Raw genomic sequence first — 17,034 nt, forward strand, 5'->3', positions numbered from 1 at the left:
ATTATAACAAATGGGCACAAGAAAAGCTAAGATGATTCCCCGTCGGTTATAAACGGATCATCCTAGCTTCAGGTACTGTATGATGAGCTTTGGAAAACAACTATTGCTGAGGTGATTTGGAAGCGGCTTGCTCTGCCAATTGAATTGCGCGCTTAACCATATTCCCGGCATCCTTGGCACGGATGCTACCCCAGCCTTCCTTTTGAACCGTATCATAAAAGCCAAGATCCTTGGCCAGTTCGTATTTCAAGTCTTCCGACATAATGGAACGGCGTCTTCTGCTCATCAGGAATCAAGCCCTCCTCTCTGGCGCATTTTAAGCGCAGTAGCTCTGCACACGGTTAGAATGCGCCAAGATGTCCCCTGTTATGCGCCAAGAACGCCTGCAGTCATTGTATGTTCTTGTATGAAAAAAATACAGTACAGGGCTTGCCCTGTACTGTCTAGATACATTCATATGTTATTGCAGGTAGCTGATCTTGACTTGTCCATCATCGTTGCAAACCGTAACTTCAACGGACTCCGTCAATATATCTGCGTAACTGTAAGACACCCGCTTAAAGGCGTGTTGATCTTGGTCTAGCTTCACAATAAAAACAGAGGGGTAGATTTCTTCCAACACACCGGTACGTTCGATGGTTTTCTTGCGGCCGCCGTTAGCTCGAAGGCTGATTTTGGATCCGACGTGGACTTCCAAACTGCGTTTGATCTCCAATAGCGCATTTTTTGCCATTGTGTACAACCACCTCTTTCTATACACATTATAACCAAAAAGAGGGAGAATGTCAAATGAGATTAAATATTATATCAGTAGTCCAAACTTTTTGTCAATGAACTTTTTCAAAAAAATTCGCAAGCCTTTTTAGCACGAAAACAGCAAAAAAAGAAGCTTCCCAACACACTCGCTGCAGGAAGCTTCCCAACCATTTTTGTTACATCACTTGATATCCGTTCAATCCATTGTAGCTGTTATAGCTATTATAGGCATCGGTCTGCACCTGCGCCTTTGGCCTCGGCAAGCCCACCCGGTACCGGCCCATCGTCTCAATACCGCCAACTCCGTCAATACCGCTTATTGTACCGTTAATGACCTCAGGCAGATTGATCGTTTCCTTGAACGGCGTATAACTGGCCTTAATGGCAATATAAACCGGATCCAGCGCATGAATCAGAATCCGGCCAGGGGAGCTGGCAAAATTCGCTCCGGCATGTAACAGCGCCTCATAATGCGACTGACAGGCCCCTGCAACGACCACAAGCCCATCCTTGCTCTTGTCATAATCTCGAGCTACCTGTACAGCGTTCACGAAGTTTTGGGAATTTTTATACCCATTTAAGTTATACTGCTCTGATTGCTGATTCCTGTGCTTGAGCACGCCATCATGACCGGTAATCACAATAATATCCGGTTTAATCTGGGGCAACAGACGATAAACCATCTCGGCCATTCTGGATTCATGGACATGAATGCCGTGAGCCGGCACGCGCATGCTGGAATAAAGCTGCATGCTTTTTTTCATATAGCCTCCGTCGCCATCCAGATGCAAGACAACCCCGGGCACTTCAAAATACGATTGCGGAGTCTGCTGTTCCTGTCTTTCCGTCCAGCCCATCTGCTGATGAAGCTGCTGCTGCTGCATGCGTTCCATTGTCTGGGTTACCTTGATCTTTACCTTCTGGGCGGCCCCTGTCAATTCCGGATTCTCGACGATAGACAAATCATCCAGCGGAGAATCCGCCAGCAGGCGATAGTCAGTGCCCTTAATGATTGCCGACTCGTTTCGAAACCCTTCAACACGGAAAAGCACATCGCCACCGTATGAATTGCGGACGACAAAATCCCCTGGCTTCATGAATGATCACCTCTTCCGTCTATCCTATGGGCAAATAGCCGGATTGGTGAAGCCAATTCATGATGAAAATCAGACCGATGCAATATCCATCCAGTCTGATTGCCGTAGCTGTTCGCTAATTCGCGCAAATTCTTCCAGGGAGAGCGTTTCTCCCCGACGACTAGGATCAACTTCACAGGCCTGAAGCAGCTCCAGCAGCTTATCTCGGTTATGCTTGCCAACGAATGCGCCAAGATTGTTCGCAAGCGTCTTACGCCGCTGCGAGAAACTGGCTTGAACTACCCGGAAATAGAAATCCTCGTCCTCCACCTTAACAGGAGGCTCGCTGCGCAGCGTCAACTTGATGACGGCTGAGTCGACATTCGGCTGCGGGATAAATACGGTGTGTGGGACGGTGCAGACCAGCTCCGGCTCACAATAATACTGAACGGCTACGCTCAAGCTCCCGTATGTCTTTCCGCCTGGCTTGGCCGCCATCCGCTCGGCAACCTCCTTCTGAATCATAACAACGATATGCTCCAGCGGCAGCCGCTCTTCTAGCAGCTTCATCAGGATCGGGGTAGTCACGTAGTAAGGAAGGTTCGCCACCACACTGATTCCCGTCACGTCCTTGTATCGCCGCTCGAGCAGCTCTTGAAGGTTCAACTTCAGAACGTCGCCGTGAACAACCTCAACGTGCTCCTGACCTTCCAGCACCTCTTCCAAAATGGGAATCAGCCGGTTGTCAATTTCTACTGCTGTCACCACAGCTGCTGCATCCGCCAGCTTTTGCGTCAAAGCGCCAATCCCCGGTCCAATCTCCAGCGCACCCTTTGTTTTGTCGAGCTTCGCGGCCGACACAATTTTGTCCAGTATGTTTTGATCAATCAGGAAATTTTGTCCCAGACTTTTTTTAAATGAAAAGCCGTGCTTGGCAATAATCTCCTTCGTTCGTTTTGGTGTAGCCACTTGCATATCGGCAGCATGTCCCCCGAGCTTGCTCATTGCTTATCTCCCTTCAAAACTATTCAATCGTCTCCTCCATTGTCCGAAAAGCGCTTGAGAATTCTTCCAGCGATATTCGAAACATCGTACAACGTTTGAAAAATTGCTTCCCATTAGCATACCCGATTCCGAGCAAGTTTCCCATCAACAAACGGCGGCGCGCGGCGTCTGGATGAACGATCAGCCCGGCATCAATCAGATGCCCCCATGCGATCTGCGGGACCATCGGCTCTGTATCGGCCGTGTACTCCGTACGGACATTCGCAAGCGCCCTTCTGATCGCTTCAGGGGCAGCATTCTCAACCCCGATATCTCCCTTGTAAAGCGCCTCCTCTTGTGCCAGGAAGGCATGCTTGCAGCCGGGAACTCTCGCCGACACAATCTTGCGGATACGCTCACCGGCATGATCAGGGTCAGTAAAGATAATGACACCTCTGCGCTCCATAGCCAGCTCTACCCGCTTCAGCACGGCCTCTCCGATCGCAGAGCCCCCTGTCTCGATTGTTTCCGCCTCAACTGCACGCTTGATCGCTGTCGTATCATCCTTGCCTTCCACTACGATAATTTCCTTAATCATATCCACCTGTTCCCTTTACCGTATAAATACTGAACCGCTAAGGGCTATAGCGAAAAAAATTCTCTGATAGCTGGTTCAAATTGAAACTTTTAACCATTGTCAAACGTCATAAAAAAGAAGAGGCATCGCCTCTCCTTATCATGACATATTTAAACTAAAAATACGATATCATAAACCGTAGTCATATTATTAGCTTGCCTTCGGTTTATTTGGACCGATAACGTAGACTGTATGGCCTTTTTTGCGACCGAACTTTTTCACATAGCTTTCGCTATCAAAGTAAACGTCGATTTTGCTGCCCTTAATGGCACCGCCAGTATCTTCCGCACGCCGGAAGCCGACACCTTCGATGTAGACCCACCAGCCCATTGGGATGACACTAGGGTCAACCGCAATCGTACGTCCTTCTGCCACCTTCGCCCCTGAAGCAGTGATACCATACTCTGGATGACTGGAGCCCTTGCCAGTGGATGCGACTCCGGCTGAATAAGCCGTCAACGTCACACTCTTCAGTACCTTTTTAGCGTTGAAGGTTACACCGGCTTTGGTGACCTTCTGAGCTCCGCCTGAATTTACAGGAGAGTAAGAAGCGACCTTCACCTCAGGCTCATTCTTCTTGGTACCGACGGCTATTATCTTGTCGATACTTTTTGTCTCAACGGTTTTGATAATCAGTTTTTTGGAAACCAGGTTGCCGTCTTCGTAGGTTTTCTCGTATTGTTCTACCAGCAAACCTTCCTTACCGGTCTGAACGACCTTTTCTTTTCCCTTTTCGAGCGTCGGGTCGTTCTTCTTCACAACTTCGAACGGAACCTTGTGTTCGGTTTTATCGATTTTCTTATCTACACGTATGATGGATACCGTCATATCCGGATTTAACGCTGCAGTTAAAGCCGGTTGAATTTTATCCTCATTTGAAAGAGATATATTGAATTTCCCGACCGCTGCTCCCACGGTTTTCTCAGTGGTGTAGAATGTGTTGACTTTACCGTCTGCCTTGACAGTAATGGGTATAGCCTGATCAATGACAATTCGGTCACCATCCTTGATGTCCGAATCCAGGGGCATCGAAATTTTATCATGCTCCCCGACTGTAATAGCTTGTTCATCCAACAGGCGCTGCAGGACCCATTGCTTCGTAGAAACAACGGTTTCTTGTCCATTCAAAACGACGGATACGTTCTTATATGCCGTTCCGTACAACAACACCAATAACATGAAAGTCATAGCGATTGAGATAATAACACTTAATACAATCAAACGCAAATTTTCATGCTTCCATCGCAATGCGAAAGACATGCTGGATGATCGTTTACCATGGGTATCCTTATGTTGGAACATGCCCACTTCCTCGGTCCTCCTTCATAGCCCCGCCGCCAACTGTGACGCATGATTACAACTGACGCGACTATTGTAAGATTAGCGTGCGTGCACGCATCCCTCGTTAGTTCGCCAATCCCACCTCCATGAATTATCCCTATGTCGCCTTTTTATCATATATTCAAAATAAAAAGAAGCCCGACGACAGAGGATCTGTTTCGTGGCTTCCAGGCTGTATCTACAAACCATGGATTGTGGGCACGAGGTTGATCTCTCTCATATACGCTGACGAGGTTAGCTGACGGGTTCGGGCAGGAGAGCAGCCCTATCATCACGCGCCGAATGCGAAGGTTAACGGCACGCTCCAAATTCACCCCAAACTGACATGTGGTTCCCCCGTTTCTCAGCCGGTAAGCCTATAGCTGGTTCCTACCGAATTGAGAATTAAGCAAAACTGGAAATCCAATACAACTTCAAGCTCTGAGGAAAATCATACCCTCTTTCGTACCCCATTGTAAAGATCACTAAAAATGCGATTTTAACGAATTTTAAGGAAAAACTCGCAAAATTAATTCAATTTCGCGAGTCAAAGCAACTTTTTTCACAGTAAAGGTCTTAAATTCTCAGTTTCTTTCCTGTTTTTAAGATAGACGAAAACAATTCTCAGCGTTTCTGGTTGTGATTTCGGAAATTTCTTCCCAAGTTTTACCTTTGATTTCCGCTGCCGCCTCTGCAATCTGTTTCAAATACGAGGACTCATTCCGCTTCCCGCGATACGGATGAGGGGCCAAATAGGGGGCATCCGTTTCCAGCAGCAACCGGTCTAATGGAACCCTTTCCAAAACCTCTTTAGGAACTCTTGCATTTTTAAAAGTGACTGGCCCGCCAAACGAAATGTAGAAATTCATATCCAGGCATAATTTAGCAGTCTCCCAGCTGCCCGAGAAGCAGTGCATAACCCCTCCGACCTCGCTTGCCTTCTCCTCTTTCAAGATGCGGACAACATCCTCATGCGCGTCCCGATTATGAATGACTATGGGTTTATTTACCTGCCTGGCCAAATTTATTTGCTCGCGAAACACCTTTTGCTGAATATCTTTTGGTGAGGTATCCCAATGATAGTCCAATCCAATTTCACCAATTGCCACCACTTTTGGATGACTCGCAAGGCTCTTGATCCCATCCAAATCTTCAGGCTTCATTTCGATGCTATCGACCGGATGCCAGCCGACAATAGCGTAGATAAAATCATATTGTTCCGCTAACTCCATCGTTGTCGGAATTGTCTCCCGATTGAAGCCAACATTGAGAATCCGGCCGACCCCGGCCTCCCTGGCACGCTCAATAACGAGTTTTCGATCTTCATCGAAATTGGGAGAATCCAGATGTGCGTGTGTATCAATAAGCAAAGAAAAATACCCCTTTCTTCTATAGAATAGGATGTGCGTGTCTTTTAGTCAGGATAAGGGGATAAACCGTCAACTTATGCCGAATAATTGCCGAATCCCATAGCTAAGTTTGTCGGCTTTTGACTGCAGCAGATCATCTGGGTAATATAGGTGATATTTTCCAAGATGAAGTCCCGTAATGGAACGAATAATGTCCGACTTTCCCGATATTTCAGATAAATCTCCATTAGGACCTTGCAATAATATTGGCGGCTTTTCCTCGCCTTCAGCCTCCCCTGGCTGATACACATCGTATGGAAGGTCAAACGGAAAGTCAATCTCCAGATGATAGTCTGGTCTTAATCCGGCTGCTTCAAACTCTTTGCGAATCTCATTCCACAGTGCTTCATTTTTATCATCCATGGTTATATATTTATACAATCTCCGGTTGAGGAAGCGGGCACACAGATCAGACAACAGCTCATCTGCCTCTTCCGTCCATTGCATGAATACAGTCTGAGCCATCGCTTCGTCCAGCAGGAAGTAGTCCTGTACCGTCAAATCACCTTGCAGCAGCTTTCGGAAAGAACCGGTCATATATTGGAAAGAATAACCTTCATTATATAGTTCCCTTGCTCGCCGAAAAATCTGCCGAAGTATAATTTCAGAACTGCGTGTCACCGGGTGAAAATATACCTGCCAATACATCTGATAACGGGACATCAAATAGTCTTCTACCGCATGCATGCCGCTCTCCTTCACGACAATCTTTTCCTTATAAGGCCGAAGCACGCGAAGAATACGCTCCAGGTCAAAGGTGCCATAATTAACACCGGTAAAATAAGCGTCCCGCAGCAAATAATCCATACGATCGGCGTCCATTTGACTTGATACCAGACTGACGACAATTGGTTTGTCGTAATTTTTGCAAATGACGGAAGCGACCTTCTCCGGGAAATCATCGGATACACGGCGCAAAACACGATTAACCTCTGTATCTTCAAGAAGGAACTTGCATGTCCAACCCTCATGATGAAGATCGAAGATTTGCTCAATGGAGTGGGAGAAGGGACCATGACCTAAATCATGCAGTAAAGCGGCGCACAGTGATACCCACTTTTCCTCTTGCGGCCAATCCGAATATCCGTGGCGCTCGAACTGGGAGATAATTTTACGAGTGATTTCATAGACACCTAGCGAATGAGAAAAACGGCTGTGCTCGGCGCCGTGAAAAGTCAGATAAGAGGTTCCAAGCTGCCTGATCCTTCGGAGCCGTTGAAATTCTTTTGTATTAATCAAGTCCCAGATCAACTCGTCCTGTACATAGATGTATTTATGGACAGGGTCCTTGAATACTTTTTCCTCCGCAAGCTTTAGGGTATGGTCTCGGAACATCGTTCTCCACCTCTCTGTATTAAAGCTATCAAATTTAAAATTTTTCTCATCTATTAGCGTTCGACACAGATTTGTTGTAAAATGTCGATTATAGATATATATTCGACATAATTTTGTTTATTATGTCGAATGATGTCGATATGTAGTTTCCATTGGTTGTCCTTGATTTCTCAGAAAACTTTTATTATTTTGTTCATATATATACGTCTTTTAGTAGATTTTAACACATTTTTGGGATAAAAATTAGGTTGACTATTATGGGAATGGTTGGTATTATAGATAACAGAAAACGTAGTTTTTTGTCGAATAATGACGAAACCGTTTGGAAGGGGAAACGATTGAATATGATGAAATCAACAGGTATTGTTCGTAAAGTTGACGAACTGGGACGTGTAGTTATCCCAATTGAGCTTCGCCGCACCCTTGGGATTGGTGAGAAGGACGCTCTTGAGATTTATGTAGACGGCGAGCGCATCATGCTGAAGAAGTATGAGCCCGCTTGCATCTTCTGCGGCAACGCTGAGAATGTAACTTATTTCAAAGGAAAAATTGTTTGTCATGAATGTTTATCAGAATTGCCTACACCTGTGACAAATTAAAAAAAATAAGTTATAATAAATGAATCACATTGTTAATTCTAACCTTTTTATACTCCTTGATGCCTTCCTGCGCTAGAACCCGGCCAGGAAGGTCTTTTTTTTCGGCTTTTATATTTCTTTGATCATAACCTGATTATATACATCCCGCTTGGACATCCCTCTATCCTTGCCTACCTGCTTCATCGCTTCCTTACGGTCGGACGTCAGCGCGATGTAATGTTCGACATGCTCCTCAATTGTCATGCCCGACCACCATCTGACTTCTTTGTCCCCTTCCATGGGCATGCCTGCAATGTTCTCCTCCGAACCTGCGACGATAAGGCAATACTCGCCAAGCGGCGGATTCGACTCCAGCCATTCCAGACATTGACCGATCGTGCCATGGGCTATCTCTTCATGCTTCTTGGTCAATTCCCTTGCCATCGCCATTTTTCGGTCTCCCCAAACCTCAAACATAGCCTGCAATGTTTTCTTGATTCGGTGCGGCGACTCATACATCAGCAATGTCCCCTCTTGCGTCTTCAAGTCCGCCAGCCAACTGCCAAGCGGCTTTTTATCCCGTGGGGGAAAGCCAACGAAGCTGAACCGCTCTGTTTTTAGCCCCGACACAATCAGTCCAGACAGCGCAGCATTAGCTCCCGGAATTGGTACTACTGCAATCCCCGCTTCCACCGCATCGCGTACAATATCAGCACCCGGATCGGAAATCGCAGGCAATCCCGCATCACTAACGAGCGCAATCTGCTGGCCTTCCTTCAGCAGCCTGAGCAATTCATGACCGCTTGCCTGCTTGTTATGCTCATGATAGCTGACGAGTCTGGTCGAAATCTCAAAATGCGTCAACAGCTTGCGAGTCTGCCTCGTGTCCTCCGCAGCGATAAGATCCACCTCGCGCAATGTGCGGATTGCGCGAAAGGTCATGTCCTCCAGATTGCCGATCGGCGTCGCGACCAGATAGAGCGTCCCCGTCTTCCGGCTCACGCTAAAACTTTTTTGAATGTGAATCACCTTACTCATCCTTTCGGCTGTTCATGCTGCGGGCCATAATAGATATCCATTAATTCCTTATTATATTGGTTCTTATTGTTGTACACAATGAGCGGCGGCAAAACCTTGACATCCGGCTTGCCATCGCGAAGCGCTTCAACCAACACCATATTCGCTTCCGCTTCCGCATGGGGGTGCACCAACTGAATCCGTTTCGGTTCCAGCCTTACTTCCCGCATCGCTTCTATTATTTCTGTCAGTCGCGAAGGACGGTGCACCATTGCGACTCTGCCTCCGGTTCTCACCATTCTGGAACAAGCGGCGGCCACTTCCCGAAGCGTACAATGAATCTCATGACGGGCAATCGCATAATGCTCATTAAGATTCTGATCGCCGGTATTGGCTGGCATGTAGGGTGGATTGACCGTAACCAGATCATAGACCCCGTAGCCCATGCTCAAATGGAACTGGCGCAGATCGCCTTGCATAATTTTAATCTGCGTCTGCTTTTTATTCCACGCTACACTACGGCGGGCCATGTCTGCCAAGCGTGGCTGAATTTCTACCGCATCAATCGTCGCCTCGGTCCGTGTCGACAGCAGCAGCGGTATGACCCCATTCCCTGTGCAAAAATCAAGGATGCGTCCCCTACGCGGTACCGTTGCAAATCGGGCCAGAAGTACCGCATCCATTGAAAAGCTGAAAACTTCAGCACTTTGGATAATATGAAGCTCATGTGTCAGCAGATCATCCAGCCTTTCCGTGGGGAGCAATTGTATTTCGCTACTTCGCATGATCCAATCTCCTTCGTCATTACAATTCAAAAGAAGACCCGCTAGGGGTCTTCTTGGCGCGTTCTTGCTATTTGCTCATAGCCGTATCATTCGAAATCGGGCAGGAGCTCATTTGTTCAGGAATGACAGGCAGAACAGACAATCCCCTTCGGTTCGCAAATGGCCATAATAGACGTTGCAAATATGGAAACCCTCGTGATACAGTCTGGTCAGATTATCATGGCCTTCCCCAATGGCGGTCCCATGGATGATCTCCTGAGTTGCTGCAGGCGCTTCAGCCGGTTCATGGGGGGACGTCTCATCCGTTTCCGTTGCTTCTATAGAAGACTCCTCTACAGCAAGCAAGGATTCCCGTTTGAACAAATCTCGAAGCTGCTGATTTTCTATGCTGAGGCGTTTATTCTCTTCAAGTAGCGCTTTAATCAATAATTTCATCTCGCCAAGCTCCGAATGCAGCCCGCCGACATGTGTCTCCAACTGGTCCATCCGTTTAAATAAATTAGTATTCTCCAAGTTCCCACCCCAGAGTATAGCGCAAAATCGTCGAATTATTTCACCACAACGTCATCGAAAGGCAGCTCTTTCGGTTTGCCTCCCGTTTCAAACAATTGAACGTAGACCGTTTTGGAAGAGGCATTAATACCGGTCACCTTGCCTTCACCCATTGAAGTGATGACCACTTTCCCGATTGCCGGCATTTCCTCACGGACGCTCTCATAATTGTCATGCTCGTACTTCAGACAGCACATGAGTCGTCCGCACAGCCCTGAAATTTTGGTCGGATTCAGCGACAAATTTTGATCCTTTGCCATCTTGATTGAGACCGGCTCAAAATCCCCAAGCCATGAGGAACAGCATAGAATCCGTCCGCATGGTCCAATTCCGCCGAGCATCTTCGCTTCATCGCGTACACCAATCTGTCGCAGCTCAATCCGGGTGCGGAACACGCTGGCCAAATCCTTAACCAGTTCACGAAAATCGACTCTTCCTTCGGCTGTAAAGTAAAAAATAATTTTATTGCGGTCAAACGTGAATTCAACATCCACCAGCTTCATCTTGAGCTGATGGTCGCGAATCTTGTCTATACAGGTTGAAAAGGCATTCCTGGCCGCGTTCTTGTTCTCTTCCATCACCTTGGCGTCCGTATCACCGGCAATCCGGATCACTTTTTTAAGCGGAAGAACAACGTCCTCCTCCCCAACCTGCTTCTGCCCTACCACCACTTTTCCGTATTCGATCCCACGCGCTGTCTCTACAATGACGTGCTGATTCTGCTCCACCGCATGTTCTACCGGATCAAAATAATATATTTTCCCCGCCTTCTTGAAGCGGACACCTACTACATTATACAAGGCTTTTGCCCTCCTGAAGGTTCACCAGAAATTGCTCGAAAGCTAGCTGGGGCGTTACATGCGCGCGTATCCGCTTGCTGGCCTCCAACGTAGACTCCATACAAAACACCCAACCTTCAACCGAACGTGTAAAGGCATGATTACGTATCCAGTCCAGCTGATCAACATATACAATGGCATCTTCTCTGCCGGCTTGAAAATGGATCATATCCTTGTACCACAGCAAGAGCATGGACATCAGCTGCTCCGGCTGTTGGGTGGAGCCTGACTTGAATATCGCCTGCGACAACGTCACCATTGCCGCCGTATATTTGATCAAGCTCTCCTTGCCTAATTGTATCACTACGTTTCTCGTTTCTGCAAACCCCTCTTGTTGGATAATCTCCCTGCAAGCATCCAGACCCGAAGCCAGATGAACCGCAACATGTACAAGCATAGCAGGATGCCCTTCCCCGATAAGCGCCTCACGCATGTCAGCAGGCGCAACCGGGTAGAATGGAACGAGTTGAGTCCGTGACCGAATTGTCGGCAACACAGCTTGTCCATTATCCGTCAGCAATAGCGCAACAACCGGCGAAGCGGGCTCTTCGAGAAATTTCAGCATGCTGTTGGCTGCCTGAACCGTCAGCTTCTCTGCCCCTTCCATGATATATACTTTGCGTCCCTCGCCTTGACTGCGGTAGGACAACTCCCGCTGCAGCTGGCGGATCTGATCAATTTTAATCGTAGCTCCATCAGGCGCAATATGCAGCAGATTCGGTTGATTGCCATGTTCAAACTTTCTGCAGGAAAGACAGTTTCCACAGGCATCACTGCCCTGCTCTTCACAGAACAGCGCTTTGGCAAAGGCCATCGCGGCAGCTCTCCGCCCTGTCCCAAGGGGACCGCTGAACAAATAGGCATGGGATACGCTATTGCGCTGAAGCGCCTGCTGCAAAATTCGTTTGGCATTCTCCTGTCCTACAATGGTTTGAAATGACATCGGTCATGCTGCTCCTCAAAAAAAATAATTTATCAACAAGCCCCGGATTTCTCCAACCCGCTCCAGAAGATCAATCCTGCCCTGCTCCGTATCAAGCAGTTCCTCGCCCATACTGAGCAAGATCGCGTCCACTTCCTCCAGCAGCTTGTATCTTTTTGTCCGTCCGCGGCGGTCCCAGCCCTTGGTCTCCCTCAGACTGACGCCCCGACGCAGCGTATCCTCAAGAAACTTCTTGACCAACTGCTTATAAATCGCTAATTCACGAACCGTCATGGACTTGGCCAAGCGCTCACCCTGATTATGAATATCTTGCAGCTTCTTCTGCAGTTGTTCCTGGGTTCTCAGGTTCTCCTGTTGGCCCATTACGTCTGCAAAATTCGTCTGAATAACAGGTCGGGACCCCACATCGGAGCGCGTTCTTTCCTGGCCGAGCGGCCGAAAGCCAGGGTTAATTTTCATCCGTTATGTCACACCCGATCAATAATGTTCGAATCGTTCTACCGGCACTACGAAGACTGCCGCTCCACCTACCTGCACCTCTACTGGGAACGGGATATACGAATCTGTGGTTCCGCCCATCGGCGTTACCGGTGTCACAAGCTGGTCGCGGACTTTGCAGTTGGAGCGGATGACTTGCATAACATCAGATACTCGTTCATCTTCAATACCAATCATAAAGGTTGTATTTCCTGCCTTGAGAAACCCACCTGTACTTGCCAGCTTGGTGGCACGAAATCCATCTTTTATGAGCGCATTGGACAATCGGTTGCTGTCCTTATCCTGTACAATCGCGATCACTAATTTCATCGTTAACCCTCCCTTATAAACTTGTAAAAGTGTGCCTGGCGAAACGTCTGTCATTTGTCTGGAATCCAAGCCGCAACTGCGGAAGGCTCCGCATGATTTCGCTTCTATCTATTATAATTTGACATTCTCTGCGAAAAAACCTTTAAGTCCGTGTTCAACAGCTGCAATTGCCTGCCGGGCCACAGCATCCGGCTCAGCACTGGCATCTATTCTGACGATTCGGTTTGGATACTGTCTATATATCTGCTCGTAGCCTGATCTCACCTTCTCGTGAAACTTAAGCCCTTCCAGATCAAGACGGTTCAGCTCACGGCAATCGTCCTTGTGTATCCGCTTTAATCCCTCTTCAGGTTCAATATCCATCCATATCGTCAAATCCGGCATGGTGTCGCCAATTGCAAAACGGTTAATTTCCCATACCGCCTCCATCCCAAGCCCGCGCGCGTAACCCTGGTACGCAAGACTGCTGTCGATGAACCGATCACATATGACGACGAATCCTTGCTTTAAAGCCGGGATCACCTTCTCAACCAGATGCTGTCGTCTGGCGGCCGCATACAGCAGCGCCTCCGTACGCCCATCCATGCTTGTATGGCGGGAATCGAGAATAACACCGCGAATTTGTTCCGCGATCGCAATTCCGCCCGGTTCCCGTGTAGTAACAACAGCAATTCCAGCAGCCATTATACGCCGCTCAAGTTCCTGGATAAGCGTCGTCTTGCCTGCGCCTTCGCCGCCTTCAATCGTAATGAATCGTCCTGATTTCAATGCAAATGCTCCTAATCATATAATCGTACCTTATTGCTATTGTAACAAAGCGTTCAATTTCGGTAAACGACATTTCCATCTAATGCCTGTAAACTTTCACATGCATCAACGAAGGGTCCGCAGCGCCCTGAAATTTGGCTCCATGTTCAGCAAGTTCCCGGATCGCCGCAATTATGCCATTGTTTATACATTCTCCCGGATACAATATAGGTATGCCGGGAGGATACGGAGTGATCATCTCAGCGCAACTTCTTCCCTCCGCCTCCTGCAACGGCACCATTTCTGTCTGAAGCGCTCCTTCCGCAGGAGTTGGAAGACGGATTGGGCCCGACAAGGGCAATTCCCCCCAATTCCAATGTCCAGCAGACAAATCTGCTGCTGCTTGGGGCGCTTTGCGGTCCAACTCATATCGCGCAGAAATTTCAATCAACGTCTCTACGATCCGATTCACCTCCTGCCGGGTACAGGATATCCCGATCAATAGCACACAATGCCTGGAATCGGCCATCTCTGCCCACCAGCCATATGCCTCCAGCTCTTTGAGCCAGTCGTAACCGGACAATGTGCCTGTCCGGTCTGACAGCGTGATCCGCAGCGGATCAGCCTGATTATAGGCTTGGGATTCCGGCTTCAAAGGCAACAGGCTTACCCACGGCAGCTTGGAGGCTATACAATCCCGAATATAGGCGGCTGCCTCTAAAGCCTGGTCGAATAAGGACGGACCTTGCTCCATGCACGCAGCGCGGGCCAAATCCAGGGAAGCCATAATTGGATAGGAAGGACTGGAGCTTTGTATCATAGTCAGTGCTCCCCGCAGTTTGGCGCGATCAATACGCTCGCCCTGGACGTGCAGCATAGCCCCCATAGTTAGTGCGGGAAGTGTCTTATGGGCCGACTGCACGACTGCATCTGCACCCGCTGCCAGTGCCCCTGTTGGAAACTCTGGATGCAGTCCATAATGAGCGCCATGCGCTTCATCAACAAACAATGGCTTATGATAGCGATGGACAAGCTCCACATAATCCTTTAGACTGGCCCCCATGCCGTAATAATTCGGATTGCACAGCATGACGGCTTCCGCTTCGGAATAACGGATCAAGGCCTCCTCCAGTTGCTCCAGGGAAGGGAGCGTGGCAAGACCGCTGTCGCGATCAATCTGCGGGGCTGCGAAGACAGCATGCGCCCCACTCAGCGCCAGTCCATTAAGGATGGACTTATGAACATTGCGCTGTGTGATCAGAATACCATCACGTTTGCAGTGGGACAGAAGCAGCGCCAGATTGCCCGCCGTACTTCCGCCCACCATGAAATATGTCTCCTCTGCGCCATAAAGATCGGCCGCCAGCCTCTGGGCTTCAAGGATTGCACCTTCTGGATGGTGCAGATCATCGGTCACCGACAGCTCCGTCACATCCATCCGCATAATACGGGCAAAGTCTTCACGAACAGAAGCGGACAACTTTCCCAGCGCCTTACCGTACTGATGACCGGGAACGTGCAAACTGCCTGGCGCAGAGTCCGCGTGCTTAACCAGTATTTCATATAAGGGAGCCCTAAACAGTGACGTAGACGACATATATAAAACCTCTCTTATTTAACTTCTATTACCCTGCTTCTACCTCATCATATCATATTCCCGCTCACCCAAATAAAAACGGTTGTATCTCCCGTTCCTCCGTGGACAGAATTGTTGCAATGTTTCACGTGAAAACATCATTGAAAACCTGTTTATTCAAAAAAATCCCCCCGCGCTGGTCATAATAAAGAGCCTGTTCTGCCCGTTATTATAATCCCAGCCCGGAGGGAGTGATTTTCCTGTCTGTCATATCGTATCCCCTATCCTTCCTACCTAAAGGATCAGGCGTCCTTCTTCAACCAGATTTGTCGAAGCTGATGAATAAAAAAAGGATACTTGGCATCCCTTACATCGGTTCTTACCATCTCTGATTCGCAAGTATCGCATATAAACTCGGACAGGACAAAAATCCCTTCTTCTTTCTCATGTCCACATACAATACAGCAAGGCTGACGGTTCTCTTCATTCATTGATCATCCCGCCCTTTACTTTTATAATCGTAAATCCAGATTACTTTACTTTTATACTTACTATTATGACACAAATCCTAGCAAGATATACTTGTTTCATAGGAAAATCGGCTACCATTTATTTGAAAACTGTTCCATATCCGCTGCCCATTTTTACATCCTATGCTCAAAAGTCCTCTGTGGTGTTTAACGGAAAACCGCGCAGTTTCTATACCTTTTGCTACGTTCACCGTAATATAAGAAAATACAGCCAAGCATTTGATTGCTCACCATATAATTTCCGTGTCATTGCTATTGCTTCAACCATGAAATAGATAGGATGAAAAATAGAACAACATATTCAACTTGCGGCTGAATTTTCCGATATCGTATTATGGTGTATTCATTAAGCGTAACCGGCTTTACCCGCTTTTGCCGGAAAAAAGCTTTGTTTTCTCGGAAATTTTAAAATAGTCTGCCAATCGTATGGAGGGCTGTGTTATGCAGCGAAGATCAGAAATACATGAGAACGCAACCGTTTATCACTATCAATTGATCAAAAAAATCCAGGTACAAAATGAATCCGTCATTAGCTACGGCATTATTGTATCAGGGCTGGGCATATTTCAAATTATAATGTACAGTTATCAGGGACTATTCTATTGGCTGGCCAGCGCTCTGGCAATCTATTGGCTGCACTGGGTTATTATTAAGCTAACAATGATTCGTGTAGATGAACCGGAGGATCGTCGTTGGGGTTGGCGCTATAAAACTCCCTGGATCGGCTATTTGCCTATCGTCATGGTTGAACATCAGTTGTTTCGGAAGCTTCACCGCCATTTGCTATGGATCGGGTTATGCGCGATCGCCCTTATCTATCCGTGGATGGGCGAGTCAGCAATGATCAGCCTCATCAGTTGGCATTTATGGGCGCTCGCACCAAGGCTCATTGTACTTAATAAGCTGCGGCGTTCAAGAAAAGACGGTCTCATCTTCTTGGAAGATACCTCTGTAAACTTCTACCATCGCTAAAAGCACAATACCCTGGCTCATGCGTTAGCCGGGGTATTTAATGCGCATAGAACACAAGTGTAAACGAAATTATAAATGCTTCTGTCTCAATAACAAAAAACCCGTTGAACCTAAAGTTCAACGGGCCATTCGTGCTTGGCGACGTCCTACTCTCCCAGGACCCTGCGGTCC

At 47.8% G+C, this 17,034-nt stretch carries 20 protein-coding genes and 1 riboswitch; of the genes, 2 read left to right on the forward strand and 18 right to left on the reverse strand.

Annotated elements, in window-relative coordinates:
* Nucleotides 1-100: 100 nt before the first annotated feature.
* The 8 genes from JFN88_RS08190 to JFN88_RS08225 all read right to left on the reverse strand — a co-directional run bounded on the left by JFN88_RS08190 (nucleotide 101) and on the right by JFN88_RS08225 (nucleotide 7,517).
* The gene (locus tag JFN88_RS08190; RefSeq protein WP_199018836.1) at nucleotides 101-286 is read right to left on the reverse strand and encodes a small, acid-soluble spore protein, alpha/beta type; all 186 of its coding nucleotides are present in this window, start codon (nucleotides 284-286) and stop codon (nucleotides 101-103) included.
* A gap of 174 nt (nucleotides 287-460) precedes the next feature.
* On the reverse strand, nucleotides 461-733 hold the full coding sequence (gene veg / locus JFN88_RS08195; protein ID WP_199018837.1) for a biofilm formation stimulator Veg: 273 nt from the start codon (nucleotides 731-733) through the stop codon (nucleotides 461-463).
* A 199-nt stretch (nucleotides 734-932) separates the two neighbouring features.
* Nucleotides 933-1,853 carry a sporulation peptidase YabG gene (yabG, locus tag JFN88_RS08200; RefSeq protein ID WP_199018838.1) on the reverse strand — a complete coding sequence of 307 codons (921 nt, stop codon included), beginning with the start codon at nucleotides 1,851-1,853 and terminating at the stop codon, nucleotides 933-935.
* Between the two features lie 69 nt (nucleotides 1,854-1,922).
* Nucleotides 1,923-2,837 (reverse strand): 16S rRNA (adenine(1518)-N(6)/adenine(1519)-N(6))-dimethyltransferase RsmA, encoded by a 915-nt coding sequence (gene rsmA / locus JFN88_RS08205; RefSeq protein WP_199018839.1) that lies wholly within the window; start codon nucleotides 2,835-2,837, stop codon nucleotides 1,923-1,925.
* Nucleotides 2,838-2,856: 19 nt separating this feature from the next.
* Complete coding sequence (rnmV, locus tag JFN88_RS08210; RefSeq protein ID WP_199018840.1) at nucleotides 2,857-3,414, reverse strand: ribonuclease M5; 558 nt, start codon at nucleotides 3,412-3,414, stop codon at nucleotides 2,857-2,859.
* Between the two features lie 189 nt (nucleotides 3,415-3,603).
* Entirely contained in the window at nucleotides 3,604-4,761 is a 1,158-nt protein-coding gene (locus JFN88_RS08215; protein ID WP_199018841.1) for a resuscitation-promoting factor, read from the reverse strand.
* A gap of 241 nt (nucleotides 4,762-5,002) precedes the next feature.
* Nucleotides 5,003-5,161, reverse strand: a riboswitch (cyclic di-AMP (ydaO/yuaA leader).
* 214 nt (nucleotides 5,162-5,375) lie between these two features.
* Nucleotides 5,376-6,143, reverse strand: a complete 768-nt coding sequence (locus JFN88_RS08220; RefSeq protein ID WP_199018842.1) for a TatD family hydrolase — start codon at nucleotides 6,141-6,143, stop codon at nucleotides 5,376-5,378.
* A 69-nt stretch (nucleotides 6,144-6,212) separates the two neighbouring features.
* Nucleotides 6,213-7,517, reverse strand: coding sequence for an HD domain-containing protein (locus tag JFN88_RS08225; protein WP_199018843.1), 1,305 nt, complete (start codon nucleotides 7,515-7,517; stop codon nucleotides 6,213-6,215).
* A 344-nt stretch (nucleotides 7,518-7,861) separates the two neighbouring features.
* Between JFN88_RS08225 and JFN88_RS08230 the strand changes: the two genes are divergently transcribed.
* On the forward strand, nucleotides 7,862-8,116 hold the full coding sequence (locus tag JFN88_RS08230; protein ID WP_068778580.1) for an AbrB/MazE/SpoVT family DNA-binding domain-containing protein: 255 nt from the start codon (nucleotides 7,862-7,864) through the stop codon (nucleotides 8,114-8,116).
* A gap of 108 nt (nucleotides 8,117-8,224) precedes the next feature.
* Here the strand turns inward: JFN88_RS08230 and rsmI are convergent, their stop codons facing one another.
* From rsmI to JFN88_RS08280, 10 genes are all read right to left on the reverse strand, one after another.
* Nucleotides 8,225-9,133: a 16S rRNA (cytidine(1402)-2'-O)-methyltransferase gene (gene rsmI, locus JFN88_RS08235; protein WP_199018844.1), complete on the reverse strand. Its 909-nt coding sequence runs from the start codon at nucleotides 9,131-9,133 to the stop codon at nucleotides 8,225-8,227.
* Nucleotides 9,130-9,897 carry a tRNA1(Val) (adenine(37)-N6)-methyltransferase gene (locus JFN88_RS08240; protein WP_199018845.1) on the reverse strand — a complete coding sequence of 256 codons (768 nt, stop codon included), beginning with the start codon at nucleotides 9,895-9,897 and terminating at the stop codon, nucleotides 9,130-9,132. The genes rsmI and JFN88_RS08240 overlap by 4 nt, the downstream gene beginning before the upstream one ends.
* 108 nt (nucleotides 9,898-10,005) lie before the next feature.
* Nucleotides 10,006-10,383 (reverse strand): initiation-control protein YabA, encoded by a 378-nt coding sequence (locus JFN88_RS08245; RefSeq protein WP_233167590.1) that lies wholly within the window; start codon nucleotides 10,381-10,383, stop codon nucleotides 10,006-10,008.
* Between the two features lie 62 nt (nucleotides 10,384-10,445).
* Complete coding sequence (locus JFN88_RS08250) at nucleotides 10,446-11,249, reverse strand: PSP1 domain-containing protein (protein WP_199018847.1); 804 nt, start codon at nucleotides 11,247-11,249, stop codon at nucleotides 10,446-10,448.
* A complete protein-coding gene (gene holB, locus JFN88_RS08255) occupies nucleotides 11,242-12,231 on the reverse strand; it encodes a DNA polymerase III subunit delta' (protein ID WP_199018848.1) in 990 nt (329 codons plus the stop codon). Before holB ends, JFN88_RS08250 begins: the two co-directional genes overlap by 8 nt.
* A gap of 15 nt (nucleotides 12,232-12,246) precedes the next feature.
* Nucleotides 12,247-12,690, reverse strand: coding sequence for a YaaR family protein (locus JFN88_RS08260; RefSeq protein ID WP_199018849.1), 444 nt, complete (start codon nucleotides 12,688-12,690; stop codon nucleotides 12,247-12,249).
* A gap of 18 nt (nucleotides 12,691-12,708) precedes the next feature.
* A complete protein-coding gene (gene darA, locus JFN88_RS08265; RefSeq protein WP_199018850.1) occupies nucleotides 12,709-13,038 on the reverse strand; it encodes a cyclic di-AMP receptor DarA in 330 nt (109 codons plus the stop codon).
* Nucleotides 13,039-13,149: 111 nt separating this feature from the next.
* Nucleotides 13,150-13,806, reverse strand: coding sequence for a dTMP kinase (tmk, locus tag JFN88_RS08270; RefSeq protein WP_199018851.1), 657 nt, complete (start codon nucleotides 13,804-13,806; stop codon nucleotides 13,150-13,152).
* 79 nt (nucleotides 13,807-13,885) lie between these two features.
* The gene (locus JFN88_RS08275; RefSeq protein WP_199018852.1) at nucleotides 13,886-15,382 is read right to left on the reverse strand and encodes an aminotransferase class I/II-fold pyridoxal phosphate-dependent enzyme; all 1,497 of its coding nucleotides are present in this window, start codon (nucleotides 15,380-15,382) and stop codon (nucleotides 13,886-13,888) included.
* Between the two features lie 281 nt (nucleotides 15,383-15,663).
* A complete protein-coding gene (locus JFN88_RS08280; protein WP_199018853.1) occupies nucleotides 15,664-15,852 on the reverse strand; it encodes a sigma factor G inhibitor Gin in 189 nt (62 codons plus the stop codon).
* Nucleotides 15,853-16,332: 480 nt separating this feature from the next.
* Between JFN88_RS08280 and JFN88_RS08285 the strand changes: the two genes are divergently transcribed.
* Nucleotides 16,333-16,863, forward strand: a complete 531-nt coding sequence (locus JFN88_RS08285) for a transposase (RefSeq protein WP_233167576.1) — start codon at nucleotides 16,333-16,335, stop codon at nucleotides 16,861-16,863.
* Nucleotides 16,864-17,034 lie beyond the last annotated feature (171 nt).

This window comes from Paenibacillus roseus (assembly GCF_016424485.1).
In the GTDB taxonomy this organism is placed as follows: domain Bacteria; phylum Bacillota; class Bacilli; order Paenibacillales; family Paenibacillaceae; genus Paenibacillus_D; species Paenibacillus_D roseus.